The sequence below is a fragment of the Dactylosporangium sp. NPDC051485 genome, assembly GCF_040682015.1.
Classification (GTDB): domain Bacteria; phylum Actinomycetota; class Actinomycetes; order Mycobacteriales; family Micromonosporaceae; genus Dactylosporangium.
The window spans coordinates 1-11005 of the sequence record NZ_JBFAZW010000195.1 but is presented as its reverse complement, the minus strand read 5'-3'; the positions used below and the strand labels follow the sequence as shown (position 1 = coordinate 11005).

The window sequence follows — 11005 nt, the reverse complement described above, 5'->3', positions numbered from 1 at the left end:
GCCTGCTGGCCCGCGCCCTGACCTTCTTGCGCGGCGAACTACCACAGCCCCTGTGAACGAAGGTCCTCGTAAACGAAGCCCCTGAGACCCGACCGTCCAGCGCGGCCTGCAGGCCCTCGGCCAGGGAGCCGCCGGCCCGCAGGGTCTTGCCCAGGGCACGGAAGACGGTGCCGTACAGCGGGCCGGACGCCCCGCCGACCTTGGACAGCAGCGTCGTGCCGGTCTTGCCGAGCACGTCGCCGGCGCTGCCCGGGGCGAGGGAGTCCACGGCGGCGGCCGCGGCGTCGAAGCCCCGGCGCAGGTTGACGCCGTGGTCGCCGTCGCCGATCGCGGTGTCGAGCTCGGTCAGGCGATCGGCCTGCGAGCGCACCGCCACGGTGATGGCGGCGACCCACGCCCGCGCCAGTTCCTCGTCCATCACGCCGCCCAGCGCAGGGCGGGGGTGCGCACGGGCGCGTCCCACAGGCGCAGCAGCTCGTCGTCGGCCCGGCAGACGGTGAGGGAGACGCCGGTCATGTCGAGGCTGGTCACGTAGTTGCCGACCAGGCGACGGGCGATCGTCGCCCCGGCGGCCTCCAGCCTTCGCGAGATCTCGCCGAACATGAGGTACAACTCGATCAGAGGCGTCGCGCCGAGGCCGTTGACCAGGACGATCAGCGGCTCGGGGCCGACCGGCCCGGCCGCGGTCACCGCGTCGACGATCAGCTCGGCGATCTCGGCGGCGGGGCGCATCCGCTGCCGGCTGCGGCCGGGCTCACCGTGGATGCCGACGCCGACCTCGATCTCGTCGCCGGCCAGCTCGAAGCCCGGCCGGCCGGCGGCGGGGGTGGTGCCGGCGGCCAGCGCCACCGCGAAGGAGGCCGAGCGCTCGTTGACCAGCCGGCCCGCCGCGGCCACCGCGTCGAGGGCGGCGCCCTCCTCGGCCAGCGCCCCGGCGATCTTCTCGACCAGCAGCGTGGCGCCGGTGCCGCGCCGCCCGGCGGTCCAGGTGGAGTCCTCGACCGCGACGTCGTCGTCGACGAGGACCGTCTCCACCCGAAGCCCCTCCTCGTCGGCCAGCTCGGCCGCCATCTGGAAGTTCATGACGTCGCCGGTGTAGTTCTTGACCACGTGCACGACCCCCGCGCCGGCGTCGGCGGCCCTGGTCGCGGCCAGGATCTGGTCGGGCACGGGGGAGGTGAAGATCTCACCGGGGCAGGCGGCGTCGAGCATCCCCGGCCCGACGAACCCGGCGTGCAGCGGCTCGTGGCCCGAGCCGCCGCCGGAGATCAGCCCGACCTTGCCCGGGCGCGGCGCGTCCGCGCGCGCGACGTATTGCTCATCGAGGTCGACCCGCAGCTCGGGGTGGGCGGCGGCCAGCCCGGCGAGCGCCTCCCGGACGACGTCGGCCGGGTCGTTGATGAACTTTTTCATGCACATAGCATGCCTGGTATGGGGCCAATGGTGGGGATCGTGCTCGTGTCGCACAGCGAGCGGCTGGCGCACGGACTACGGGACATGCTCGTGCAGGTGGCAGGGGAGGAGGTGCCGATCGAGGCGGCCGGGGGTACCGATGACGGCGGGCTCGGCACCAGCTACGACCGCATCCTGGTGGCGATCGACCGGGCGGACCGCGGGGCCGGGGTGCTCGTGCTGACCGACCTCGGTAGCGCCGTGCTCACTGCGCGTACGGTCCTGGAGGACCGGGTGGCCAACGACGCCGTGCTCGTGGATGCTCCCTTCGTGGAGGGCGCCGTGGCGGCGGCGGTGCTGGCCGGCACCGGCGCCGGTCTCGACGAGGTGACCCAGGCGGCGGTGGAGGCCCGCGATGTCCGCAAGCTCTGAGCGCTCGGTGGTGCTGCCGGAGGACCTGCACGCCCGGCCGGCGGGGGCGTTGGTGCGGGTGGCGGCGCGGTTTCGCAGTACCGTCGAGGTGGTCTTCGGCGAGAAGATCGCGAACGCCCGCAGCGTGCTCGCGGTGATGGGGCTGGGTGCGACCGCGGGCTCCACGGTGCTCGTGCGGGCCGCCGGCGACGACGCTGCCGAGGCCATGGACGCGGTAGTCTCGGCGCTTGCTGACTGAACGTTCGGTTGCCCCCGACGCCACCGCGCTGCAGCGGCGCACCCTCGGACTGCTCGTCGGGACCCAGATCATCGGCGGGCTGGGCGTGGCCAGCGGCGTCTCCGTGGGTGCGCTGCTCGCCTCCTCCCTGGCGGGACCCTGGGCGGCCGGGCTGACCGGCAGCTGCGCGGTCGTCGGGGCGGCGCTGATCGCGATCCCGGCCACCCGCCTGATGCGCACCGGCGGGCGGCGGCCGGGCCTGGTGTTCGCGTACGGGCTCGGCTCCCTCGGCGCGCTGATCGTCGTCGCCGCCGTGCGGGCCTCCTCGGTGCCGCTGCTGTTCCTCGGCACGCTGCTGTTCGGCGGGGCGAGCGCGGCGAACCTGCAGGCCAGGTATGCGGCCACCGACCTGTCCGCGCCCGATCGGCGGGCCCGGCAGCTGTCCCTCGTGGTGTGGGCCACGACCGTCGGCGCCGTGGCCGGGCCGAACCTCGCGCCGCTGACCGATCGGCTGCTCGGGCGGTGGGGGATGCCGGAGTACGGCGGGCCGTTCCTCTTCAGCGTCGTCGCCTTCGCGTTCGCAGCGCTCGTGCTGCTCGCCGTGCTGCGGCCGGACCCGCTGCTCACCGCGCGGGCGCTGGCCGGTGAGCAGGCGCCGCCGGGCAAGGCGGTGTGGCGGGAGGCGGCGCGGACCATCCGCGACAGTGCGGGGGCCCGGACCGGGGTCGCCGCCGTGGCCGTCGGGCACGTGGTGATGGTCGGCGTGATGTCCATGACGCCGGTCCATATCGGGACATATGTGCACGACCACGGGGATCTGCTGCGCGTCGTCGGCCTGGTGATCAGCATCCACATCACCGGGATGTACGCCCTGTCGCCCGTCGTCGGATGGCTGGCCGACCGGGCCGGGCGCCGCGCGGTCATCCTCGGCGGCGTGGGTGTGCTCCTGCTTGCCTGCCTGCTCAGCGGTACCGCGGGAGGCCACACCTGGCGTCTGTCCATCGGCCTGGGGCTGCTGGGGCTGGGCTGGAGCGCCACGATGGTGGCCGGTTCGACGTTGTTGTCGGAGTCGGTACCGCTGGAGCATCGCGCCGGCGTGCAGGGGCTCTCCGACGTCCTCATGGGGGTGGCCGGGGCCTCGGCGGGGGTGCTGTCCGGCGTGGTGGTCGACCTGTTCGGGTACCCGGTGCTCACCCTGCTCGCCGGGTTGGCGGCGCTGCCACTGATCGCCCGGGTCCTCCGCCCGGTCCGTTAGGTTGGCAGGCGTGCGTCTGACGGATTTTTGGCAGCGGCTCGAGCAGGTGTTCGGGCCGGGGTACGCGAAGAGCATCGCCCATGATCAGGTGTTGTCGCAGCTGGGGGGCCGGACGATCGAGGAGGCCCTGGCGGGCGGCTTCGACACCGCCGACGTGTGGCGGGCTGTAGTCGACGCCTATCCGGAGCGTGTTCCCAGCCGCCTACGCTGATGTTTTTCGGCGTGTCGACCTGCGGATAGAACAGATGTACGGGTACTCTTCTCGCTCGTTGGGCTTCACGCCGGCCATTTTTGTCATACCCGGCGCCTAACGTGTCAGCGTGACCAAGCGAACGCCGACGAAGACCGCGAACCCAGGGGTGACGGACATGGCAGTGCAACCGGATCGGGAGAAGGCGCTGGGGCTCGCCCTCTCACAGATCGACAAGCAGTTCGGCAAGGGCTCCGTGATGCGGCTCGGCGAGCGTGTCCAGCAGCCGCAGGCGATCATCCCGACCGGCTCCATCGCCCTCGACGTGGCGCTGGGCATCGGTGGCCTGCCGCGCGGCCGGGTGATCGAGGTCTTCGGCCCGGAGTCCAGCGGTAAGACCACGGTTGCCCTGCACGCGATCGCCAACGCGCAGGCGCAGGGCGGCATCGCGGCCTTCATCGACGCCGAGCACGCGCTCGACCCCGACTACGCCAAGGCCCTGGGCGTGGACACCGACGCGCTGCTGGTCTCCCAGCCCGACACCGGTGAGCAGGCCCTCGAGATCGTCGACATGCTGGTGCGCTCCGGCGCCCTCGACATCATCGTCATCGACTCCGTCGCCGCCCTCGTGCCGCGCGCCGAGATCGAGGGCGAGATGGGCGACAGCCACGTCGGCCTCCAGGCCCGCCTCATGAGCCAGGCCCTGCGCAAGATCACCGGCGCCCTCAACAACTCCGGCACCACCGCGATCTTCATCAACCAGCTCCGCGAGAAGATCGGCGTGATGTTCGGCAGCCCGGAGACCACGACCGGTGGCCGCGCGCTCAAGTTCTACGCCTCGGTCCGCCTCGACGTGCGCCGCATCGAGAGCCTGAAGGACGGCACCGACGTGGTGGGCAACCGCACCCGCGTCAAGGTCGTGAAGAACAAGGTCGCCTCGCCCTTCAAGCAGGCCGAGTTCGACATCATGTACGGCAAGGGCATCTCCCGCGAGGGCTCGCTCATCGACGTGGGCGTCGAGCAGACCATCATCCGCAAGTCGGGCGCCTGGTATACGTACGACGGCGACCAGCTCGGCCAGGGCAAGGAGAACTCGCGCAAGTTCCTGCGCGACAACCCCGACGTCGCCGCCGAGATCGAGAAGAAGATCAAGGAGAAGCTGGGCGTCGGCGTCGGGCAGTCCAGCGACGCGGCCGGCGGCCCCGCGGCCACCCCGGTCGACTTCTGACATCGGCGCTTGGTCACCCGGCGCGCCGGCCGGCTCCGGTCGGCCGGCGCGCGGACCCGGTGTTCTGTTTTGAGCGCCCTGGTTTTTGGTGATGGGCGGCTCGGTCGCCCCGATCGGTTGTTAGATGGTGGGCGGCTCGGTCGCCCTGATCGCAGAGCGTGGCGCTCTGCCCGTGACCCCCGGTGCCGTCTTGGTGGGCCAAGCCGCTCGGCCGGCACCGGGTCTCGACTGGCGGAGGTGTGTCGATGGCCGGCGGGGATGACGCCGCCGCCGCTGAACCCTTGTTCGGCGGACCCGACGACGAGGTGAACCCGTGGCTCGCGGCCGACGGCCCTTCGGGGCGGCCCGCCGGGGCTGGTGGGGCTGGTGGGGCACCGCGCGCCCGGCGTGAGCCGCCGGTGCTGCCCGCGATGCCGACCGGGCCGGCGGTGCCGGTCGTTCCGGTGGCCCCGGTTGCGCCCTGGGACGACCCGGGTGGCGACAACCCCTGGGCCGCGGCCGGTAGCTCCTCGACGCCGGGGACTTCTTCGCGGCCGCGCGGCTCCTCGTCCCGTTCGGCCTCCGACCCTTCCTCGCCCTGGGCCCGATCGTCGGCCCCGCGTGGTTCCTCGTCCCGGTCGTCGCGGGTCTCCGCTTCGGGCTTGTCAGCTTCTTCAGGCTCGCCTGTCTCTTCGGGCTCGCCAGCTTTTCCGGGCTTGCCTGCTTCTTCGGGCTCGCCAGCTTTTCCGGGCTTGCCTGCTTCTTCGGGCTCGCCAGCTTTTCCGGGCTTGCCAGCTTCGTCGGGCTTGCCTGGCTCTCCGGGTGCGTTGGGCTCGTCGGGTGTGGACGCGGACGGGTCTGGCGCCGGAGACGGCCAGGCCTTCGTGGATCGCCCCTTCTTGGAGCGTTCTTCCCCGGATCCTTCCTTTTCGGGCAGGTCTCGCTCGGGTGGGTTCGATTCGGGCGGGCTCGGCTCGGGTGGGTTCAGCTCGGGTGGGTTCGGCTTGGAGGGCCTTGACTCGGGCAAATCGGAAATGTCCGAAAGTGCCGAGGACGGGGAGCGGTCGAAGGGTCGGTACGGGAAGCGCGAGGGCCGCGGCCGCCGTCGGGACCGGACGGACACGCCTGCGCCAGCGCCCGCTGATCCGCGCGAGGTGGCGAGGGAGATCTGCCTGAGGCAGCTGGCCGTACGCCCCCGAACCCGGGCTGAGCTCGCCACCGCGATGCGCAAGCGAGGCGTGGAGGAGGACGTCGCCAAGGAGATCCTCGACCGGTACGACGAGGTGGGCATCATCGACGACGCCGCCTTCGCCCACGCGTGGGTCGCCAGCCGCCACCACGGCCGCGGCCTGGCCCGCCGTGCGCTGGCCGGCGAACTGCGCCGCAAGGGGGTGGCCCCGGACGAGGTCGGCGAGGCCCTCGAGCAGATCGCCCCGGACGTCGAGGAGGAGACCGCCCGCGCCTTGGTCGTAAGGCGCCTGCGCACCGAGACCCGAGCCACCCCGGAGGCCGTCTTCCGGAGACTGGTCGCCATGCTCGGCCGCAAGGGGTACCCGCCGGGCCTGGCCATCCGGGTGGTCAAGGAGGCCATGGCGGAGCGCGAGGACGCCGCCGAGTTCGCCGACGGCATCGACCCGGACACCCTGGCCGACGCCGCCATGGACCCCGACACCCAGTAGACCGCCGGCGCGTCCACGACCGGCCCGCTCGCCTCGGGGTCAGCACTCGCGCGCCCGCCGTCCCGGGGTCAGCACTCGGCGCGCCCGCCGCCCCGGGAATCAGGCTTCCGGCGCTGCATGTCCCGCCCGCGGAGGGCCCAGAGCAACCCGGCAAATCGCGCCTCACGTCGCTTGCCCTATGTCTCCAGGGCCCATGGCTCGGGCCTCACGACTCTGAGTCTCACGTCTCCGCGCCCGCGCCTTCGTGCACCGCGCAGGGCTCCCCGGCCCGCCCCGCTTCAGTGCCGCGTGTGCTGTCCGAGCCGTCCGTCAGGAAAGCATGGACGGGTGGCGCCAGGTAGCGATCTGACTCAGTGCGTCTGACGTGCGGTTATCGGGGCATAAGGGACGGCCTGGCGTGACGGGTGTCGATGCCGCTGTTGGTCTCCGATACGGTCTGTGGTGGAATGGTTGCGGTCGAGCGACGGCCCGGCGAAGCGCTGTGTCGATCGCTGGGTCACGGGCTGTTGACCATGGGAGCGGCATCGCGACCGACATGCCGGAAACATCCGCCCAAATGTTGCTGCTGGACTGTTTTGGCAGGCGAGGGTACTTGACGGGCGTACGTCCCGTATGGTGCCCGATCATGAGTCCTTGACCGAAGCGCCCTTCACGACCTAGCCTCGGCGTTACCAGATGGAGACCGCCCAACCACCGCGGGTTTACCGCACAACATAGATCGCATCACAGGTCAGCAACATTTACCAAGGTTCATAGCGGATATGAGCGCCACGCCTTGCGGGAGGTGTCGGCGCTAGCGGCGACCCAGCAGTGGGGCCTTTCTAGGCCTCAATATCGACATCCCTTGATTTGCTGTGGTCGGGCGTCTCCTCCACATCACCCGCCGTCGCAGGATGCGCGGCGCCTGAGCGGAGCGAGGTGACGTCGTGACGGAGTACGCCCGTGTCATCCTCTGCGAATCCGAAAGCCCCGGCGGCCTGACGGGGGTGGAGGCCGCCGCTGGGCGGGGGCGCCACGGCGGGGCCGGGGCGGCGCCGGACACAGGTGGCGACGACGGTGACCTTGCCCCGGAACCGATGCGCGGACATGGGTTCGAGGTCGAGCGGCTAACCCGGGCCGCCGGTCCAAGTACTGTGGCAATCGGGGCGGGACCGCCCGTGCGAACAGGGCGGTGGTTGTGAACAGAGCGTCGGCTGGGTTCCGGGCGGGCGGGCACCGTGCGGCAGCCTGTGAGGTGGCGGCGTGACCGGGTTTCAGATCGCGCTGACGGTGGCGATGACGTTCCTCGCCGGCGTCGTGGTGGTGGCGCTCGTGGTCGCGCTGAAGGCGATCCGGCGGCTCGGGGCCGGCGTGCCCGCCGCCGTGCCGGCCGGGGACGATCCCGCCTTCCTCGCCGAGAAGGACCGGCAGGAGCACTCGCTGGCGTCGCTGCGTACCGCGGCCGAGGACGCCACCGCGGCCGTCGACGAGGCGCGGGCGGCGGCCGCCGCGGCGCGCACCGAGGCGGCGGCGGCCAAGGCGGAGGCGAGCTCCGCGCGGTCGGAGGCGCGGCGGATCATCGACGGGGCCCGGGCCGAGGCCGACTCGCTGCTGGAGCGCGCGCACCGGCAGGCCGAGGCCGACGCCGAGCAGGCCCGCGCGGCCGCCCGGCGGGCCGGGGAGCGGGAGGTCAACCAGCTCACGGCGGTGGCGAAGGAGCAGTCGCAGGACGCGGAGCGCCGGCAGCGCCGGCTCGACGAGCGGGAGCGGTTGCTGGCCGAGGAGGCCGAGCGGCTGGCGGAGCGGGACCGGCGAATCAGCGGTACCGAAGCGGATCTTTTGGAACGTGAAGCATCCTTCACCCGCAGGGAGGGCGAGCTCGCCGAGGGCGAGGAGCGCCACCGCGAGGAGCTCGAGCGGGTCGCCGGGCTGACCGCCGAAGCGGCCCGCGTCGAGGTCGTCGAGGGGATCGAGGCGCAGGCCAAGCGCGAGGCGGCGCTGCTCGTGCGGGACATCGAGAACGACGCGCGCAACACGGCCGAGCAGCGGGCCCGGCACATCGTCGTCGACGCCATCCAGCGGGTCGCCAGCGAGCAGACCGCGGAGAGCGTGGTCAGCGTCCTGCACCTGCCCAGCGACGAGATGAAGGGCCGGATCATCGGCCGCGAGGGGCGCAACATCCGCGCGTTCGAGTCGACGACCGGGGTCAACCTGATCATCGACGACACGCCGGAGGCGGTGCTGCTGTCCTGCTTCGACCCGGTGCGGCGCGAGATCGGCCGCCTCACCCTCGAGAAGCTGGTGCTCGACGGGCGCATCCACCCGCACCGCATCGAGGAGGTCTTCGAGCAGGCCAAGCACGAGGTCGAGCGGCTGTGCCACCGGGCCGCCGAGGACGCCCTGGTCGAGGTCGGCATCACCGACCTGCACCCCGAGCTGATGACGCTGCTGGGGCGGCTGCGGTACCGCACGTCCTATGGCCAGAACGTCCTCAAGCACCTCGTCGAGACCGCGCACATCGCCGGCATCATGGCCGCCGAGTTGCGCCTCGACCCCGCGCTCATCAAGCGCTGCGCGTTCCTGCACGACATCGGCAAGGCGCTCACCCACGAGGTCGAGGGGAGCCACGCGCTGATCGGCGCCGACGTCGCCCGCAAGTACGGCGAGCACGACGAGGTCGTCCACGCGATCGAGGCGCACCACAACGAGGTGCTGCCGCAGACCATCGAGGCCGTCCTCACCCAGGCCTCGGACGCCTGCTCCGGCGGCCGCCCGGGGGCGCGGCGGGAGAGCCTGGAGGCGTACGTCAAGCGACTCGAGCGCATCGAGGAGATCGCCGGCGGCAAGTCGGGCGTCGAGAAGGTCTTCGCGATGCAGGCAGGGCGCGAGATCCGGGTCATGGTCCGGCCGGACGACGTCGACGACATCGGGGCGGCGGTGCTGGCCCGCGACGTGGCGAAGCAGATCGAGGAGGAGCTGACCTACCCGGGCCAGATCCGCGTCACCGTCGTGCGGGAGTCCAGGGTCACCGAGATCGCTCGCTAAGAGCCTGGCGTGCGTCAACGCCTGGTCTGGGTCGATCCTGATCGAGCCAGACTGGGCGAAACGGTCTCTCTGCCAGGCCAAGATCAACCCGATAAGTCGGGCGCTGGCGCCACGACTTACCGGACTTATAACCTGGCAGGGCATAAGCCGGACATGTCGCTTGGGCGCAATCTTTGCCGTAGTTGCCACCCGGCGGGGTATAAATCCGACATGTCGTGGCGCGCCAGCGCCCGACATGTCGGGAATCGGGGAGAGTGACCCCACAGAAAGGGCCCGCCTCCTCGGAGGACGGGCCCTCATGCGGTGCGGATCAGCCGCCGATGACCACGTCCTTGGCCATGTACTGGCCCTGCACCTTGTAGGCCCAGATCACCTGGTCGGTGGCGGACAGGTTCCCGCTGCCGTTGAACTTGATCTGCCGCCCGGTCGCGGCGCCCTTGCCGTTGTAGGTGGCCATGAACTTCAGCATCTCCTCGCGGGTGCCCTTGCCTGCCGCGAAGCCGGCCAGGTAGACGCCCGCGGCGTCGTAGGCCTCCGGGCCGTAGTAGCTGGACGGCTGGTTGTAGGCGCCCCGGTACTTCGAGGCGAAGTCGGCCCCCGCGTCGAGCGACGGGACGCACGGGCAGGTGACGACCACGCCCTCGGCCTTGCCCTCGGTCTTGGTCACGAAGTCCACGGTGAAGAGCTTGTCCGCGCCGACCACCGGCAGGCTGGGGGCCACGGCCCGCAGCGCCTTCATGAAGACGATGCCGTCGTCGGACTGGCCGGCGAAGTAGACGGCGTCGGGCTTCGAGTCGGCCACCGTCTTGGCCGCCGAGGTGAGGTCCGTGTCCGATTCGCGGATCGAGACCGTCGTGCCGGTGGCGCCGCCCAGTTCGTTGGAGACCTGCTGGCGCCCGATGGTGCCGAACTCCGAGTCGTCGTACACGATGGCGGTCTTCTTGGCCTTCAGCGTGTTCTTCAGGTAGCGAGCGCCGGCCCGGGCCTGCTCCACGTCGGAGGCGATCACCCGGTGGAACGTGGCCCAGCCGTTCGTGGCGAGCTTCTCGTCCGCGGCGAAGGGCGTGATCATCGGCAGGCTCGCCTTGTCCAGCAGGCTGCCGGCGGCCAGGATCTCCTTCTCGTACATCGGGCCGACCACGCCGATGACCTCCTGGTCGTCGATGGCCTGCTGCGCCTTGGTCTTCGCGCCTTCCTCGGTGTCCGCGGTGTCGAACTCCTTGAAGTCGACGTGGCAGTTCGGGTTCTTGCTGTTGAAGTCGTCGATGGCGAGCTTCACGCTGTTGCGCATCATGACGCCGTCGCTGTAGTCGGCGCCGGTCGGGCCGAGGAAGCCGATCTTGTGGCCGCAGGCCGGGGACGCTGCCGCCACGGGGTTGCCGGACGGGCCGCCGTCGCCCCCGCCGCCGTTGTCGTGGCCGGGGCGGTTGAGCGCCCAGACGATGCCGCCGACCACCAGCAGCAGGGCCAGCGTGCCCCCGCCGATGGCCGCGATGAGTCCTCCGCGTCCATTTCTGCGCTCCGGTACCGCGGGAGCCGGCGTCCAGGCCGGCGCCGGGCTCGCCGGCACCCCGGAGGCCGGATGCTGCGGGTAGCCGACGGGCTGGGC

Annotated in this window: 10 protein-coding genes; 7 read left to right on the top strand and 3 right to left on the bottom strand. The window is 71.6% G+C overall.

The window, feature by feature from the left end:
* Both AB0M46_RS49840 and dhaK read right to left on the bottom strand, forming a co-directional pair.
* Positions 1–418, bottom strand: a 418-nt coding sequence (locus AB0M46_RS49840) for a DAK2 domain-containing protein (RefSeq protein ID WP_363348514.1), incomplete at its 3' end; no start/stop codon positions are given.
* The gene (dhaK, locus tag AB0M46_RS49835; protein ID WP_363348512.1) at positions 418–1413 is read right to left on the bottom strand and encodes a dihydroxyacetone kinase subunit DhaK; all 996 of its coding nucleotides are present in this window, start codon (positions 1411–1413) and stop codon (positions 418–420) included. The genes AB0M46_RS49840 and dhaK, both read right to left, overlap by 1 nt.
* 18 nt (positions 1414–1431) lie before the next feature.
* On the opposite strand from dhaK, the gene dhaM reads away from it, so the two are divergent.
* The 7 genes from dhaM (at position 1432) to rny (ending at position 9396) form a co-directional block, all read left to right on the top strand.
* Complete coding sequence (dhaM, locus tag AB0M46_RS49830) at positions 1432–1824, top strand: dihydroxyacetone kinase phosphoryl donor subunit DhaM (protein WP_363348510.1); 393 nt, start codon at positions 1432–1434, stop codon at positions 1822–1824.
* Positions 1808–2062 (top strand): HPr family phosphocarrier protein, encoded by a 255-nt coding sequence (locus AB0M46_RS49825; protein ID WP_363348508.1) that lies wholly within the window; start codon positions 1808–1810, stop codon positions 2060–2062. Before dhaM ends, AB0M46_RS49825 begins: the two co-directional genes overlap by 17 nt.
* Positions 2052–3296, top strand: a complete 1245-nt coding sequence (locus tag AB0M46_RS49820; RefSeq protein ID WP_363348506.1) for an MFS transporter — start codon at positions 2052–2054, stop codon at positions 3294–3296. Before AB0M46_RS49825 ends, AB0M46_RS49820 begins: the two co-directional genes overlap by 11 nt.
* A gap of 10 nt (positions 3297–3306) precedes the next feature.
* A complete protein-coding gene (locus AB0M46_RS49815; RefSeq protein WP_344618693.1) occupies positions 3307–3507 on the top strand; it encodes a DUF3046 domain-containing protein in 201 nt (66 codons plus the stop codon).
* Positions 3508–3664: 157 nt separating this feature from the next.
* A complete protein-coding gene (recA, locus tag AB0M46_RS49810) occupies positions 3665–4714 on the top strand; it encodes a recombinase RecA (protein ID WP_363348503.1) in 1050 nt (349 codons plus the stop codon).
* Between the two features lie 1013 nt (positions 4715–5727).
* Complete coding sequence (gene recX, locus AB0M46_RS49805) at positions 5728–6372, top strand: recombination regulator RecX (RefSeq protein WP_363348501.1); 645 nt, start codon at positions 5728–5730, stop codon at positions 6370–6372.
* 1275 nt (positions 6373–7647) lie between these two features.
* The gene (gene rny / locus AB0M46_RS49800; protein ID WP_363348516.1) at positions 7648–9396 is read left to right on the top strand and encodes a ribonuclease Y; all 1749 of its coding nucleotides are present in this window, start codon (positions 7648–7650) and stop codon (positions 9394–9396) included.
* Between the two features lie 310 nt (positions 9397–9706).
* On the opposite strand, the gene AB0M46_RS49795 is transcribed toward rny, so the two are convergent.
* Positions 9707–11005: branched-chain amino acid ABC transporter substrate-binding protein (locus AB0M46_RS49795; protein ID WP_363348499.1), on the bottom strand; the 1299-nt coding region annotated here is incomplete at its 5' end.